The sequence below is a fragment of the Kitasatospora sp. NPDC056273 genome, from assembly GCF_042268845.1.
Classification (GTDB): domain Bacteria; phylum Actinomycetota; class Actinomycetes; order Streptomycetales; family Streptomycetaceae; genus Kitasatospora.
In genome coordinates this window covers 321,203-336,411 of record NZ_JBHJSJ010000004.1, presented here as the reverse complement: position 1 = coordinate 336,411, position 15,209 = coordinate 321,203, and the positions used below count along the sequence as shown (strand labels likewise).

Sequence of the window (15,209 nt, the reverse complement as noted above, 5' to 3'; positions counted from 1 at the left end):
GAGACGGCCCGGCAAAAGGGGGCGGGCCACCGGAACAGAACGGACAGGACGAGCGCAGACGCATCCGACGGCGACGCGAACTCCGTTTGAAGCAGGCCAAGCTCGGCAGGTCACGGGGCGGGCTGACCAGCAAGGTCCATCTCGCCTCCGACCGCCGGTGCCGTCCGCTGGCACTCGTCCTGACCGCCGGGCAGGCCGGAGACAGCCCGCAGTTCGTCCCCGTGCTCGACAAGGTGCGCGTGCGCCTGCCCGTCGGCCGGCCCCGTACCCGGCCCGGCGCGGTCGCCGCGGACAAGGCCTACTCGTCCCGCGCCAACCGCGCCTACCTGCGTAAACGCGGCATCAAGGCCGTCATCCCGGAGAAGAAGGACCAGGCCGCCAGCCGGAAACGGAAGGGCGGCAGGGGCGGCCGACCCGTCGACCACGACACCGACCTCTACAAGGAGCGGAACACCGTCGAGCGCCTGATCAACAGGCTGAAGGCCTGGCGGGGCATCGCCACCCGGTTCGACAAGAAGCCCGAGAGCTACCTCGCAGGCCTCCACCTCCGCGCCTCAATGATCTGGATAGACGACCTCGTGCGACCACCCAACTGATCACAACATCACACAGGCCCTAGTACGGACACGGCCCGACCGGCATTCACCAGCCCTCCCCGGACCGGGGCGCCCTACCTCTCACGCGAACGACGAAACGGCAAGGCGTGGCTGCCGGGCCCGTGAGGGTCTCGGGCCCGGCAGCCGACCGGCCTACTGTGCCGCCGTCTTCATGTAGGTGCTCCAGATGCGGGTCGGGAGGGCGGCGTCGGAGGTGTCCGGGGTGGCGCCGCCGAGGCCTTCGAGGGAGAGCAGCTTCATGTCCTTCAGGTCCGCGCGGAAGATGGTGACCGCCGTCGACAGCTGCCCGTTGTAGCCGACGAACCACCCTGCCGTACGGTCCGCGGTGGTGCCGGGTTTGGCGGCCAGGCCGGGGCCGGCCTCCGCTGCCGGCTTGGCGGCTCCGTCGCGGACGGAGCCCTTGAGTGCCGCGTCCACCTCGGCCGCGACCGACGGGGTCAGTGCCTGGGTGGCGGCGGGCAGGCGCAGGGGGAGCTGGGCGCCGTTGCGGGAGATCCTGAGGACGGAGTACGGGTCGGTGTGGCTGCCGCCGGCCGCGAAGGCGGCGTACGCGTCGGCGGTGCGGACGGCGCTGGGGGTGGAGTTGCCGACGCCGAGGGCGGGGACGAGTTCGCCCAGGCTGTTGGGGAGCAGGCCGAGGTCGGTGGCGGTCTTCTGCACCCGGTCCAGGCCGACGTCCATGCCGAGCTGCATCAGCGGCCCGTTGACGGACTGTTCGACCGCGTTCCGCAGGGTGACCGTGCCCCAGTTCCGCCTGCCGTCGTTGGCGGTCTTGACGATCTTCCCGTCCCGTCCCCAGTACGGCCCTTCCGGGGTCATCACGTTCACCCCGTCGTCGCCGTTGTAGGGGGTGGCGGGCGTCACCGGGGTGCGGTCGCCGCCCCGGTGACGCTGCACTCCCTGGCCGAGCCCGGCGGCGTACACCACCGGTGTGAAGGCCGAACCGATCGGCACCGTGGTGGTGTTGGCGTTGTTGAAGCCCTGCTTGAGGTAGTCGGTGCCGCCGTAGAGCGCGACGATCCGGCCGTCCGGGGCCACCGAGGCCGCGCCGACCTTCAGGAGCTTGTCGGCCTCCCGGTTGTCCGGGTCGATCCCCGCGGTGCCCTCCCGTACGGCGGCGGCCAGGGCGTCGACCCTCGGCTTCTCGAAGGTGGTGCGGATCTGGTGGCCGCCGAGGTCGAACTGGGCCGGGGTGATGTCGCTGTGGCTCTCCACGTAGGCGCGGGCCATGTCCACCAGGTACCCGGTCTGGCCGCTCAGCCCCGCCGACTTCGGCTGCGGCCTGGGCTCGGGGAACACGGTGTACTTGGCGCGCTCGGCGGCGGACAGCTTGCCGACCTCCACCATCCGGTCCAGGATCCACGACCAGCGCTCCTCGGCCCGCTCCCGGTTCTCCGCGCTGACCGCCGGGTCGTACTGCCCGGCGCCCTTCAACAGCGCTGCCAGGAAGGCGCCTTCGCTCGGGTCGAGCTGGGAGACGTCCTTGCCGTAGTACGCCGCCGCGGCGCGCTCGATGCCGTAACTGCCGCGCCCGAACCAGCTGGTGTTGAGGTAGCCGGCCAGGATGTCCTGCTTGCTCATCCGGTCGTCCAGCTTGATCGCGATGACGATCTCGCTGAGTTTGCGGGACATGTCCTGGCGCTGGTTCAGGTAGATGTTCTTGACGTACTGCTGGGTGATGGTGGAGCCGCCCTGGGTCTCACCGCCGGTGACCATCTGGACGACGGCGCGCCCGATGCCGGTGACGGAGATGCCCGGGTCGTCGTAGAAGGTCTCGTTCTCGGCGGCCAGCACCGCCCACTGCACCGGCTCCGGCACCTGGCCGAGCGGCACCTCCTGCCGGTTGGTCGGACCGATCCGCGCCATCTCGCTGCCGTCCGCCCAGTAGTAGACGTTGTTCTGCTGGGTGGCGAAGGAGTTCAGGTCCTCCGGGACGGCGGTGTGCGCGTAGAACCAGAGCAGCCAGCCGCTCAGCCCGGCCGCGCCCGTCCCGGCCACCAGCAGCAGTTGCCGCCAGGACGGGAGCCAGCGGCGGACGCCGCGCCGTCCGCGGCGCGGGTAGTCGATCCGCAGGGACGGGCGCCGGCCCCGGAACGGACGCGACCCGCGTAACGGCCGGGGGCGCGGGCGCGGCAGGAAACGTCGGCGTCGGCGCCCGGGCGTCTCCTTCTCGGCGGTCTCGCCGGCGGTCTTCTCGGCGGTCTCGCCGGCGGTCTTCTCGGCGGTCTCGCCGGCGGTCTTCTCGGCGGTCTCGCCGGCGGTCTTCTCGGCGGTCTCCTCGGCCACGCCCTCGGCCGTCTCCCCGGCCCCGTCTTCGGCCACGTCTTCGGCCCCGCCGTCTTGCTGAGCACGCACAGTCCGGTCTCCGATTCGCTCGTGGGCTGACCCTCCGTACACATAGACGTGATGAGAACATCAGTACGTATGCCTGGCTTTGGTGTGATCATGGTCATACTGCGCTCAACGGGTGGGACGTGAGCGTCCGGCGGGCGGGCCGCGGACCGTGGACGAACAGCCTGCGGACGCCCGCCCGCGCCGAACCCGGTCCGCGCCAGCCCCGACGTGCCGCCAGAATGGCGCCATGAGGATGATCCAGACCGCGCTCGGCACGCTGCTGCTCCTGCTGATCATCGGCAGCATCCTGCGCACGCTGGTCGTTCCGCGCGGCCTCTACTCGGCGCTGGTGATGCGGCTCTGGCGGGTGCTGCGCACGCTGCTGCGGCTGTCCGCCGGGCCGAACCGCGGCTACCTCGCGCAGGACCGGGCGCTCACCTGGCTGGCGCCGCTGGTGCTCCTCGGCATGCTCGGCGTCTGGCTCAGCTGCATGCTGACCGCCTACACCCTGTTGCTGCACGGCACCTCCGAGCTGAGCTGGTCGGTGTCCGTGCGCGAGGCCGGGTCCAGCCTGTTCACCCTTGGCTTCGCGAGCGGCGAGCGGCTCCACCTCTCCGCGATCGACTTCCTGGCCGCCGCCAGCGGCCCGCTGGTCATCGCCCTCCAGATCGCCTACCTGCCGACCCTCTACGCCGCCTACCAGCGCCGCGAGACCGAGGTGACCCTGCTGCAGTCCCGGGCCGGCGAGCCCGCCTGGGGCCCCGAGCTGCTGGCCCGCCAGTCCCTGGTGGACACCGAGACGGCGCTCCCCCAGCTCTACCGGGACTGGGAGCGGCTGGCCGCCGACATCGGCGAGAGCCACTCCAACTACCCGGTGCTGCTCTCCTTCCGCTCCCCGCAGCCCCACCGCAGCTGGGTGGTCGGACTGATCGCCGTGATGGACGCCGCCGCCCTGCACCTGGCGCTCTGCCCGCGCTCGGCCCCGCCCGAGGCCCGGCTGGTGATCCGGGCCGGCTTCACCGCGCTGCGCGACATCGGCCGCTCGCTGCGGATCGACTTCGAAGCGGACCCGGACCCGGACATCCCGATCCGGCTGACCTACGCCGAGTACCTGGGCGCCGTCGCGATGATCACCGCGGCCGGGTTCCCGCGCGAGCGCCCGGTCGAGGACGCCTGGGCGCACTTCCACGGCTGGCGGGTCAACTACGAGGCGCTGGCGTACGAACTGGCCCGGCGCAGCGACGCCGTCCCGGCGCTGTGGACCGGCCCGCGCGACTTCCGCGCCCCTGTCATCCCGCCGAGCCGCCCCACCGACCGCCGCCCGTCCTCGACCCCGCCTCCGGGGACACCGCTGCCGCCGCTGCCGCCCGCCTGAGCGGACGGACCGGACGGACCGGGTACACTCGTCCGCAGTACGTGCCGTTCAGGAGTACGCAGGAGCAGAGGAGGAAGAGGGAGGTGGGGTTGATGACCGCGCTCAAGGCCGCCATGCGCAGCGTCCGGGTCTCCCTCACGTCCCGGGCCGCGGCCTGACCTCCTCCTGTCCCGCCTCGCCGGGGGCGTGAGCCCGCGGGGCCCGCACGAACACTCCTCAGGAACGGATCTCCGTCCACCATGCGCAACTGGATCACGCGTGCCGAGACCGGCACCGACATCCCGACCATCCGCGACATCAACCTCGCCGCCTTCGGGACTCCCGCCGAGGCCGACCTCGTCGACGCGCTGCGCGCCGACGCCTCCTGGATCGAGGGCCTGTCCCTCGTCGCCACCACCGAGCACGGCACCGACGAGCAGGGCACTGGTGAGCAGGGCACTGGTGAGCACGGCACCGCCGTCGGCCACGCCCTGCTGACCCGCTGCCACATCGGCGACGTCCCGGCCCTGTGCCTGGCCCCGTGCGCCGTGCTCCCCGCGTACCAGCGCACCGGCGCCGGCTCCGCCGCCGTCCGCGCAGCACTGGACGCGGCACGGGACCTGGGCGAGCGCCACGTCGTCGTCCTGGGGCAACCGGACTACTACCCGCGGTTCGGCTTCACCCGCGCCTCCGCCCACGGCATCGGCCTGAGCATCGAGGTCCCGGACGAGGCGCTGATGGCCCTCGCCCTGGACGCCGGCCACCCGCTGCCCGCGGGCACCGTCCGGTACGCCGCGCCGTTCGGCATCTGACGGACGACGCCGGGCGGGGCACGTGGGTGCCCCGCCCGGCGTCCTTCCCTACTGTCAGGGACTGTCAGGGCCCTGCCCGACAGCAGGCCTCAGACGGCCACCGTGGCGCCGGTCGCCAGCGAACGCTCGGCGCCGACCAGGATCTCCACCACCCGCAGGCCGAAGTCCGCCCCGCACGGGTGCGGCTCGCCGGAGGCCGCCGAGGCCCGCAGGGCGTCCAGCGCCCGGTGCAGCGCCGCGGCCGGTCCCTCGCCGCGCGGGGGCAGCTGCACCACGCCGTGCTCGCCGCGCAGCTCCATGCCCGTCCCGCCGGCCGCGAGCGGCGCGGTCAGACTGAGCGCGAGCGTGCTGGAGGCGCCGCCGGCGTGCCGTACCACCAGGTGGACGGTGTCCAGCGGGCCGGCCGCCGCCGTCACGTGCGTCGCGTCGCCCAGGACCGGCAGCAGGACGGACAGCGCGTGCGGACCGACGTCCCACAGCGCGCCCTTCTCGACCCGCCACGGCGAGGCCGCGTACGGGCTGGTGCTGCCGGGCGCGAACACCGAGCCGAGCCAGTCCGAACGGCCGGTGAACCAGCCGCCGAGCTCCGCCTGCCGCTCGATCCACGGGATCTGCTCGCCGCCGAAGCGCACGGTGAAGAAGACCACCGAGGCGACCTTGTGCTCGCGCACCGCCTCGGCCACGGCCTCGGCGTCCGGCACCGTCAGCGCGACCGGCTTGTCCAGCAGCAGGTGGCAGCCCGCCTCGGCGGCCCGCACGGCGAGGCCCGCCTGGACGGTCGGGGGCAGCGCGATGGAGACCGCGTCCACCTCGGCCAGCAGCCGGTCCAGGTCCGCGTACCCGGGCACGCCGTGCGCGGCGCCCAGCGCCTCGGCCGCCTCCGGTCGGCGGCCCCAGACGCCGGTGAACTCCAGCCCGGGGTGCTCGGCCAGGACGGGCGCGTGCACCCGTTCCGCCCAGGGGCCGGTTCCCAGCAGTCCGATCCGCACGATGTCTCCGTTTCCTTCGTGTTCCGTCGCGACGCCCGTGTTCTGTCGCGTTCGTGTTCCGTCGCGCCGCCGCCGCCGCTTGGTCGCGGCGCGTGATTCGCGGCGCGCTCCGTAGGTCAGCCCCGGACGCGGGCCAGGGTGAAGCCGTCGTAGCCCTTGCTGCCGACCGTCTGCACCGAGGTCGCGGTGACCGTCGGCTCGGCCGCGATCAGCTCGTGCAGCGCCCGGGTGCCGACCACCGCCGGGTCGGTGCTGTCCGCGTCGGCGACCGCGCCGCCGCGCACCACGTTGTCGACGATGATCAGCGAGCCGGGCCTGGTCAGCTGGAGCGCCCGGCGGAAGTACTCCGGGTTGCTCGGCTTGTCGGCGTCGATGAAGACCAGGTCGAAGGGCTCCACGCCCTGCTCGACCAGCTCGGCCAGCGAGTCGGCGGCCCGGCCGACCCGTACCTCGGCGACCCCGGCCAGCCCGGCGGCCGCCAGGTTGCCCCGGGCGACCTCGGCGTGCCGGGGGTCCAGCTCCAGGGTGAGCAGGGTGCCGTCCGCGGGCAGCGCCCGGGCCAGCCAGATCGCGCTGTAGCCGCCGAGCGTGCCGACCTCCAGGATCCGCTTCGCACCCTGGGTCAGTGCCAGCAGGTGGAGCAGCTTGCCCTGGTTGGGGGCGACCGCGATCTTCGGCAGTCCGGCCGCGTCGGCGGCGGCGGTGGCGCCCTCCAGCACCGGGTCGTGCCCGACCAGCTGCTCGGAGAAGTAGGCGTCCACGGCGTCCCAGGTCGGCTGCGAAGACATCGGGCCCTCCAGAGTGCAAGATCGGCAGCTACCCGGCCGATGCTACTCCGAGGGCCCGAGGGCACCACGACGGTGGTTGTGGACGGCCGGTCGCACGACCGGCCGTACGGGAGGTCAGTCGGCGACCGGCTCCTTGGTCGCGGCGGCGGCCTTGGCGGCCTCCTCCGCCTCGATCTTGGCGTGCGTCTTGGCGGCGCGGCGCTTCATGATCCAGGCCGAGAGCAGGCCGATCACCAGGGCCGCCCCCAGGCCCGCCCAGGAGAACCGGGCCAGCCAGGGCTCGATGCTCTTGCCGACCTTGTAGACCAGCAGCGTCGTGCCGCCGGCCCAGACCACGCCGCCCAGCACGTTGGCGATCAGGAACTTCCAGTACGGCATCTTCAGCGCGCCCGCGAGCGGACCGGCGAAGATGCGCAGCAGGGCGATGAACCGGCCGAAGAAGACCGCCCACATGCCCCACTTCTGGAAGGAGCGCTCGGCGGTGGCCAGGTGGGAGGGCCCGAAGTGCTTGGGGAACTTGCGTCCCAGCTTCTCGAAGAGCGGCTTGCCTCCCTTGCGCCCGATCGAGTAGCCGATCGAGTCGCCGATGATCGCGCCGGCGATCGCGCAGATGGCGACGCCCCACGGGCTCACCACACCCTTGACCGCCATCAGGGACGCCGTGACCAGGGCGATCTCGCCGGGCAGCGGAATGCCCAGCGACTCCAGCCCGATGATCAGACCGACCACGGCGTACACCGCTGTCGGCGGAATCCCCTCGATCCAGGCGTCGATGTGCAAGGCCAGTCCCTCCGTGGCAGGACGGGACCGGCCGCGCTCCCCCTGGAGCCGCGTGCCCGTCCCGGCAGTTCGTCCGATGGCGGCACCCAGGCCGCTCCCCCGGAAACGAGCCTAACGTGCCGGGCGGCCTGTCCCCCCGGCCGATCACCCGTGGTTACGACGTACGCCCCCGCGCCATGGTTCCAGCTCGACCACCGTTTCTTCAAGATTCGGCAAAAAGCAGTGCGACCACGGACGGGCGCTGCTTGATCCGGCGCGCGAACGGCAGCAGGGCGCTCACCGGCCACCGCCCGCCCTCCGGGTACACCTCGCGCACGTCGGTGACCCCCGGGTGCGCGGTGGCCAGCTCGCCGCGCTCGTCCGCGTCCATCCCGAACGGCATCGGCGGCGCCTGGTAGTACCGGTCCCGCAGCTTGCCCTCGACGGCCCGCCGGCTGAACCAGCGCGGCACCGCGTCCAGCACCATCGCACCGCCCGGGAAGCGCTCGGCGCAGGCCGCGATCAGCGCGCGGACCTCCAGCGGCCGCAGGTACATCAGCAGGCCCTCGGTGCTGATCAGCACCCCGTTCGACGGGTCCACCTCGTCCATCCAGCCCGGGTCGGTGGCCGAGTGGGCGACGATCCGGTGCCGCTCGTCCGGCGGCAGCAGCCGCCGCCGCAGCGCGACCGTCTCCGGCAGGTCCACCGACAGCCAGCTCGCCCGCCCGTTGTCGACCCGCCAGGCCTGGGTCTCCAGGCCGTCCCCGAGCCCGACCACGGTGCCGCGCGGGCAGCGGGTCAGGAAGTCCGCCACCTCGCGGTCGAAGCAGGCGGCCCGCAAGGCCTGGAGCTGGCTCACCAGAGCGCTCTCCCCGAACCGCGCCGCGAACGGGTAGTCGATCCGCTCCACCAGCTCGACCGCCTTCGGGTCCGGCAGCACGGTGTCCGGCCGCCGCGCCTCCACCGCCCGGTGCCACAGCGTCCACAGCGCCGTCTCCGGTACCTGCCCCAGCTCCGGCCGCTCCCCGCCGCCACTCATCGCTCGCTCCTTCGGACGTGGTCCCGTCGCGGTCCGACTCATTCCGTCGCGTTCCCGCCGTGTTCCCGTCATGGGCATGAACCCGCCGATTCTGACACCCCGTCCGCACCTCCCCTCCCGCCGACGCGCCGACTCACCGACCCGTGGAGCTCTACGACGGCAACCATCGACCGGGCCTTCCAGGCGACCTGGAGCGCGCGAACTCGTTCTCCCGCGTGGGCACTTCTCACCCCACGGGGTGGAGAACCGAACGACGGAGGGCCACGTGCTCGGGCACCCGCGCGAACCCGGCACCCGGAACTCCTCGACTTCGCACTCCAGCACACCGGCAAACAGCTGATGGAACGCGGTGACCTCGCGCAGGCCCGGACCCATCTGCAGGAGGCGCTGCGGCTGCGGATCGCCAAGGGGGACGGCGAGTTGATCGAGTCCACCCAGGCCGCACTCGACAGGGTGGAGCTGCTGCTCGACCGCCCCTGACCGCCCCCTGCCGCTGCCCCTGTCCCCGTTCTGCGCCAGGAGGACATAGCGGGGCCGGCGGTCAGCCCAGCCCGTTCGACCAGTCCGCCAGGAGGGCGAAGTCCTCCGCCGTCAGGCCGGCTTTCGGGTCGATGTGGTGGAGGAGTGCCGGGGCCGGGTGGTGGGCTTCGACCCAGGTGCGGTCGGCGTCCGTGATCAGGTCGTCGACCCAGGCGAACGGGCGGCCCTGCGCCCAGGTGACGATCTGTGGGGTCTTCCAGAACACGCCGTCGTCCGGCTCGGGCCGTGGCTCGGACCAGGGGATGTACGGCAGGGCGGGCAGCCCGAGCAGGGGGGCGATGAAGGTGTTGGCCTCCTCCTGCCACGTCGTCGCCCATGCCAGGTCGAAGGGCAGCGCGGCGAGGGCCGGGCCGTGGGCCGGGTTGAGCCAGACCCGCAGGGGCTTCGGGGCCTTGTGGGGAAGGCCCCAGGCGGTGAGTCGGCGGCGCTCGGCCGCTTCCCAGCGTGGTGTCGTCAGCCGGTGGGTCCGGTAGCCCTCGGGCCGCCGGTAGGGCTTCGCCGCGCACGGGTTGAGCGGTCCGTCGACGTCCAGCAGGAGCAGCGGTCGCACCGGCTCACCTCCCTTGATCGTCCCCGCAGGCTACCGGCGGGGACGGGGACGGACCAGCGGATTTCCGCGCCAGGGGCCGCGAGGGGGCCGAGGCTCAGCCGATGCTGAAGGCGCCGTCCGGCGGGGGCGGGGAGTCGGTGGCCTCGGCGTCGGTGACCGGGGCGGTCCGGCCGACCAGGGCGGCCAGGTCGTCCCCGTCGGTGAGCCGGGCCGGGAAGATGTCGCCCGCGAGCAGCCGGGTCAGGTCGGCCACCGGCAGCGGCGCGGTCGAGCCGGCCAGCAGGATGTTGCCGTACCGGCGGCCGCGCAGCACCGGTGCCTCCGCCACCAGGCAGACGTACGGGAACACCGCGCGCACCGTCGCCGCCTGCGCCTTGGCGAAGGCCAGTGGCGGGCCGTCCGCCAGGTTCGCCGCATAGCAGCCGCCGGGGCGCAGCGCGGCGGCCGCCAGGCGCAGGAACTCCACCGAGGTGAGGTGGGCCGGGGTGCGCGAGCCGTGGAAGACGTCGGCGATCACCAGGTCCTGCGAGCCGGCCGGGGCCTCGGCGAGGGCTGCCCGGGCGTCGCCGACGGTCGCGGTGATGTCCGCGCCGGGGCCCTGCCAGGGCAGGTGTTCGGCGACCAGTTCCAGCAGCGGCCCGTCGACCTCCACCACCCGCTGCCGCGAGCCGGGCCGGGTGGCGGCCAGGTAGCGGGGCAGGGTGAGCGCGCCGCCGCCGAGGTGCAGCGCGTCCAGTGGCTGCCCGGCGGGGGCGAGGGCGTCGGCGAGGTGGCCGAGGCGCCGGGTGTACTCGAACTCCAGGTGGGTCGGGTCGGCGAGGTCGACGTAGGACTGCGGGGTGCCGTCCAGGGTGAGCAGCCAGCCGCCGTCCCGGTCGAGGTCGGGCATGAGCTTGGCGAAGCCCAGGTCGGTCCGCCGCCCGACCGGCACCGGCTCGTCCCGCTTGTCCCGCTTGTCCCGCTTGTCCCGCGAATCGTGCTCGGAGGTCACGCGTGCTCTCCGACGGGCTCGACGTCGAGGTACGCGGCGAGCCAGTGGTCCAGCTCGGCGAACACCTCGGTGCGCGCGGCCTCCCCGGAGAGCACCAGGTCGTGCATGCCGCCCTTGATCCGCACGATGGTGACGTGCCGGCCCAGCCGCGGCCCCTGCGCGGCGATGTCGTCGGCGCGCAGCACGGCGTCGGCGTGGTGCAGCGCGCTGTGCCACTTGGTGGTGGAGATGGAGCGGGTCGAGGCCATCAGCAGCACCGGCACGTCGATGCCCAGTCCCCGGTGCAGCCGCCGGTGGCCCTGGTGGATCGCGGACAGCCAGCCCGCGTACAGCGGGAAGCTCTCGGGGCGCTTGAGGGTGAGGTCGAAGTCCCACTCGCCCTGGTGGTCCTTGTGCAGGCTGTGGGTGTAGTGCGGGTTGAGCGCGGACGGCAGGACGCGGGTCGGCGCCAGCCGCCCGAGCGCCGTGACGGCGGGGCCGCCGAGGGTGCGGACGGCGGGCCCGGCCGGCATCGACAGGAACGGCGAGTTGAGGAACAGCCCGTCCACCAGGCCGCGCCCGGCGCGCCGGGCGGCCCACAGCGCGCCGATCAGCCCGCCGGTGGAGTGCCCGTTCAGCAGCAGCTGCCGGTGCCCGTCCACCTCGCGGATGATCCGGACCGCCTCGTCGATCTCCTCGTCGTACTCGGCAAGGTCGCGGACGAAGTTCGGCGACTGGTGCGGGCGCAGGGAGCGGCCGTACTTGCGCAGGTCGAGGGCGTAGAAGGAGAAGCCGAGCGCGGCGTAGTGGTCGGCGAGGTTGGTCTGGAAGAAGTAGTCGTTGTACCCGTGGATGTAGAGCACGGCGCGCTCCGCCCCGGGCAGCGGCCGCCGGACGAGGGTCGCGCACACCGGTCCCTCGTCGTCCGGCCGCAGCGTCAGCTCGGCGGCCTCGTAGGGGGCACCCAGGATGTCTTCACGGAACTCCATCTGCTTGCCGCACCCGTCCTCTGCTCTGTCTGCCTGTACCGGCAGGTGGCCGCCTGTTCCTTCCCCGACCATACCGGCCGGTAGCCGCGGGCCGCTCGGCGGTGGGCCGTCATGTGTGGATCCACACTGCGGCGGCCCGGGTGGTGTCGGGGGCCCGCAGCCACCTGGCGTCCGCCCGCTCCACCCCGAGGGCCCGGAAGATCCCGCGGGCCTGCCCCTGCGCCCGGGCCGCCTCCTCGTTCCGGTCCAGTGCCCGGAGAGCCGATCCCGTGCTCTCCCAGGCCATGGCCTGGCAGAACCGGTCGTCGCACTCCTCGCAGAGCACACAGGCGCGTTCGAGGAACTCGAGTGCTTCATCGAGGCGGCCCATGACCCTCAGCCGCTCGCCGAGGTTGAGCAGCGCGATCGTCTCACCCTCCCGGTCACGACGGCTGCGCGCGACGGCGAGGGCACGTCGATGGGCTTCCACCGCCTCCTCGCAACGGCTCGCGAGGCCGAGCGAGATCCCGTGGTTGTTCCAGACCTCCGCTTCGACGTCGCTGGTCCCCATGGAGTCGGCCGCCCTCAGTGCCGCCTCCGTGACGGCGATCGCCAGATCGGCCCTGCCGCCGTGGATCAGCCCCGGCACCACCACGGGCGAGAGGCGCGCGACCCCTCGGTGGATTCCGACCTCCGCCAGCCCCAGGATCATGGCCACCATGTTGGCGCGCTCGCGGTCCAGCCAGGCCAGTGCGGCGGCCCGTTCCGGGAATGGGCCGGCGTCCGAGCGCCCGGGCGATGACGCGGCCCGCCGGTTGGCGGCGTGGGCGGTCGTCACGTAGTACTCCGTCAACCGGCTCAGCCCGCGCGCCCCCAGCTCCGGGTCCTTCCCCAGCTGTTCCAGCGCGTAGAGCCGGACCAGGTCGTGCAGGTACCACCGGCCCTTCGACGGGCTCTGCTCGATCAGTGCGGCGCCGACCAGTTGGGCGAACAGGGGCCGGGTCTCGCGGACCGTCCTTCCGATGAGCGCCGCCCCGGCTTCGGTCGAGACGTCGCTTCCGACGCAGACCGGGAGGAACCGGAAGAGCTCGGCCTGCGCGGGGGTGAGGCGACGGTAGGAGCGGTCCAGGGTGAGGCGGATGCCGGTCTCGCCGTCGTGCAGGAGGTCGAGGCGGCCCGTCCCCCCGGCCAGGTCGTCGGCGAGTTCGGCCGCCCCGAGGTGCTGGTCGAGGATCAGTTGGGCGGCGGCGAGCCTCAGTGCCAGAGGGAGGTGGCCGCAGAGTCTCGCGGTGCGCCGGCCGCCCTCCACGTCGATGGCGACGCGCCCGTCCGCTGGTCGGGCGGCCCGGACGGCGGTGTCGAGGAGGGCGACGGCCGCCTCGGCGTCGAGGACGCCGAGGCGGTGGAGGCGGGCGCCGAGGCCGGGGAGGGTTTCGCGGGAGGTGACCAGGAGGCGGTGGCGGGTGGCGGGCGGTGGCTGGAGGGGGCGGACCTGGTCGGCGGCGGAGGCGTTGTCGGCGATGACCAGCACGCCGCCGCCGTGCTGCTCCAGTCGGGCGCGGTAGAGGGTGGCGCGGCTCTCCCGCTCCGGCGGGATGTGTTCGGCGGGGACGCCGAGGGCCCGGAGCAGGGTGTCGAGGGCCTGTCCGGCCTCGACCGGGGTCTCGTCGTAGCCGCGGAGGTCGACGAAGAGGGCGGCGGAGTAGCGGCCCTCGCCGAGCAGCGCGTGGCCGGCGGCGAGCGCGAGGGTGGTCTTGCCGATGCCGCCGAGGCCGGTGACCGTCACCGTCGACGGGCCGTCCGGGGCCAGCAGGGCGCGGAGTTCGGCGAGGTCCTGGTCACGTCCGGTGAAGGCGGGGGTGACCGGCGGCAGCCCCGCGATCGTGGGCGGGCGCGCGGTGACCGTGACGTGCGCCGTGGCCGCCTGGACGACCGGGGCGTGGAAGGCTCCCCCGCGAATGCTGTTGTGCACCCCGTGAGCGTAGTCGCCCGCCCCTCGTGCGCCTGCTGTGCGCCGGTGGTTCTGTGGAACGCTTCCGGGACAGACCAGGCGAGTTGGGGAGTTTGCATGCAGCACGGGCACACCGATCCGTCGCTCTACCGTTCGGCCGCCGAGGCGATCGCCGCCCCGCCGGAGAGGCTGGCGTACGTGGCCGGGTTCGACCGGTCGGGGCGGCGGCCGGACGCGTTGCTGAGCGTCGACACCGATCCGGACTCTGCGAGCTACGGGAAGGTCCTGAACTTCGCCGAACTCCCCACGCTCGGCGACGAGTTGCACCACTTCGGCTGGAACGCCTGCTCCAGCGCCCTCGCCCACGCCTGCCACGAGAACCCGGAGCGGCGCTACCTGCTGCTGCCGGGGCTGCGCTCCTCCCGGCTGCACGTCATGGACACCTATCCCGACCCGGTCCGCCCGCGGCTGGTCAAGACGGTGGAGGCGAAGGAGCTCGCCGCCAAGGCGGGCTACTCGCGCCCGCACACCCTGCACTGCGGCCCCGACGGCGTCTTCCTGTCCTGCCTGGGCGGCGGCGACGGCAACGACGGCCCGGGCGGGGTGGCGCTGCTCGACCACACCACCTTCGAGGTGCTGCGCGCCTGGGAGACCGAGCGCGGGCCGCAGCACTTCGCCTACGACGTCTGGTGGCACCTGGGCACCAACGTGGGCATCACCAGCGAGTGGGGCACCCCGTCGATGGTCGAGGGCGGGGTGGTGCCGGAGCTCCTGCTCGGGCGCAAGTACGGCCACGCGCTGCACTTCTGGGAGCTGGACTCCGGCCGCCACCTCCAGCGGGTGGACCTCGGCGACCAGTACCAGATGGTGCTGGAGCTGCGCCCGGCGCACGACCCGCAGGCGGAGTGGGGGTTCGCCGGGGTGGTCACCAACGTCGAGGACCTGTCCTCCTCGGTCTGGCTCTGGTACCGGGACGGGCCGGCGTTCACCGCGCGCAAGGTGATCGAGATCCCCGCCGAGCCGGCCGCGGCCGAGGACCTGCCGCCCGCGCTGCGGCCGTTCGGCGCGGTGCCGCCGCTGGTCACCGACATCAACCTGTCGGTGGACGACCGCTGGCTGTACGTGTCGGCCTGGGGCACCGGCGAGCTGTTCCAGTACGACGTCTCGGACCCGTTCCACCCCCGGCTGGCCGGCTCGGTGCGGCTCGGCGGGATCACCGCCCGCACTCCGCACCCGGCCGAGCCCGGCCGTCCGCTGAGCGGGGCGCCGCAGATGGTGGAGATCAGCCGGGACGGCCGGCGGGTCTACCTCACCAACTCGCTCTACGGCGCCTGGGACGACCAGTTCTACCCGGACGGCATCGAGCCCTGGATGGTCAAGCTGGACGCCGACCCGGAGGCCGGCGGGCTGAGCGTCGACGAGCGCTTCTTCCCGCACGGCGCCGACTTCCGGGGCCTGCGCGTCCACCAGACCCACCTGGCGGGCGGAGACGCCTCCTCCGACTCCTACTGCTTCCGCTGAGCGGTCCTCACCAGCTG

General features: G+C 73.3%; 14 protein-coding genes. 5 read left to right on the top strand and 9 right to left on the bottom strand.

All coding sequences use genetic code 11. The annotated features are described in order from the left end of the window. Nucleotides 1–596 (top strand): IS5 family transposase (locus ACFCY1_RS05995; RefSeq protein WP_375873684.1); only part of this gene is annotated, 596 nt, incomplete at its 5' end. 153 nt (nt 597–749) lie between these two features. On the opposite strand, the gene ACFCY1_RS05990 is transcribed toward ACFCY1_RS05995, so the two are convergent. Further along, on the bottom strand, nt 750–2,939 hold the full coding sequence (locus ACFCY1_RS05990) for a transglycosylase domain-containing protein (protein WP_375873683.1): 2,190 nt from the start codon (nt 2,937–2,939) through the stop codon (nt 750–752). A 259-nt stretch (nt 2,940–3,198) separates the two neighbouring features. Here ACFCY1_RS05990 and ACFCY1_RS05985 point away from each other — a divergent pair, with 259 nt between their 5' ends. Both ACFCY1_RS05985 and ACFCY1_RS05980 read left to right on the top strand, forming a co-directional pair. Next, nucleotides 3,199–4,326, top strand: a complete 1,128-nt coding sequence (locus ACFCY1_RS05985; RefSeq protein WP_375873682.1) for a hypothetical protein — start codon at nt 3,199–3,201, stop codon at nt 4,324–4,326. A 239-nt stretch (nt 4,327–4,565) separates the two neighbouring features. Continuing rightward, complete coding sequence (locus ACFCY1_RS05980; RefSeq protein ID WP_375873681.1) at nt 4,566–5,117, top strand: GNAT family N-acetyltransferase; 552 nt, start codon at nt 4,566–4,568, stop codon at nt 5,115–5,117. A gap of 89 nt (nt 5,118–5,206) precedes the next feature. Here ACFCY1_RS05980 and ACFCY1_RS05975 read toward each other — a convergent pair whose 3' ends face one another. The 4 genes from ACFCY1_RS05975 to ACFCY1_RS05960 all read right to left on the bottom strand — a co-directional run bounded on the left by ACFCY1_RS05975 (nt 5,207) and on the right by ACFCY1_RS05960 (nt 8,692). Continuing rightward, on the bottom strand, nt 5,207–6,106 hold the full coding sequence (locus tag ACFCY1_RS05975; RefSeq protein ID WP_049650681.1) for a Gfo/Idh/MocA family protein: 900 nt from the start codon (nt 6,104–6,106) through the stop codon (nt 5,207–5,209). 116 nt (nt 6,107–6,222) lie between these two features. Next, nucleotides 6,223–6,894 carry an O-methyltransferase gene (locus ACFCY1_RS05970; protein ID WP_375873680.1) on the bottom strand — a complete coding sequence of 224 codons (672 nt, stop codon included), beginning with the start codon at nt 6,892–6,894 and terminating at the stop codon, nt 6,223–6,225. Between the two features lie 114 nt (nt 6,895–7,008). Next, nucleotides 7,009–7,674: a DedA family protein gene (locus ACFCY1_RS05965; RefSeq protein ID WP_049650679.1), complete on the bottom strand. Its 666-nt coding sequence runs from the start codon at nt 7,672–7,674 to the stop codon at nt 7,009–7,011. Nucleotides 7,675–7,876: 202 nt separating this feature from the next. Beyond that, nucleotides 7,877–8,692 carry a class I SAM-dependent methyltransferase gene (locus tag ACFCY1_RS05960; protein WP_375873679.1) on the bottom strand — a complete coding sequence of 272 codons (816 nt, stop codon included), beginning with the start codon at nt 8,690–8,692 and terminating at the stop codon, nt 7,877–7,879. Nucleotides 8,693–9,031: 339 nt separating this feature from the next. On the opposite strand from ACFCY1_RS05960, the gene ACFCY1_RS05955 reads away from it, so the two are divergent. Continuing rightward, nucleotides 9,032–9,172, top strand: coding sequence for a hypothetical protein (locus tag ACFCY1_RS05955; protein WP_375873678.1), 141 nt, complete (start codon nt 9,032–9,034; stop codon nt 9,170–9,172). A gap of 61 nt (nt 9,173–9,233) precedes the next feature. Here the strand turns inward: ACFCY1_RS05955 and ACFCY1_RS05950 are convergent, their stop codons facing one another. The 4 genes from ACFCY1_RS05950 to ACFCY1_RS05935 form a co-directional block, all read right to left on the bottom strand. Next, a complete protein-coding gene (locus ACFCY1_RS05950; RefSeq protein ID WP_117491402.1) occupies nt 9,234–9,773 on the bottom strand; it encodes a hypothetical protein in 540 nt (179 codons plus the stop codon). Nucleotides 9,774–9,876: 103 nt separating this feature from the next. After that, nucleotides 9,877–10,671 (bottom strand): spermidine synthase, encoded by a 795-nt coding sequence (locus ACFCY1_RS05945; protein WP_375873693.1) that lies wholly within the window; start codon nt 10,669–10,671, stop codon nt 9,877–9,879. A gap of 98 nt (nt 10,672–10,769) precedes the next feature. Continuing rightward, the gene (locus ACFCY1_RS05940) at nt 10,770–11,741 is read right to left on the bottom strand and encodes an alpha/beta hydrolase (protein ID WP_375873677.1); all 972 of its coding nucleotides are present in this window, start codon (nt 11,739–11,741) and stop codon (nt 10,770–10,772) included. A gap of 109 nt (nt 11,742–11,850) precedes the next feature. Then, nucleotides 11,851–13,692: an NB-ARC domain-containing protein gene (locus ACFCY1_RS05935; protein ID WP_375873676.1), complete on the bottom strand. Its 1,842-nt coding sequence runs from the start codon at nt 13,690–13,692 to the stop codon at nt 11,851–11,853. Nucleotides 13,693–13,788: 96 nt separating this feature from the next. On the opposite strand from ACFCY1_RS05935, the gene ACFCY1_RS05930 reads away from it, so the two are divergent. Beyond that, complete coding sequence (locus tag ACFCY1_RS05930) at nt 13,789–15,192, top strand: selenium-binding protein SBP56-related protein (protein WP_375873675.1); 1,404 nt, start codon at nt 13,789–13,791, stop codon at nt 15,190–15,192. Nucleotides 15,193–15,209 lie beyond the last annotated feature (17 nt).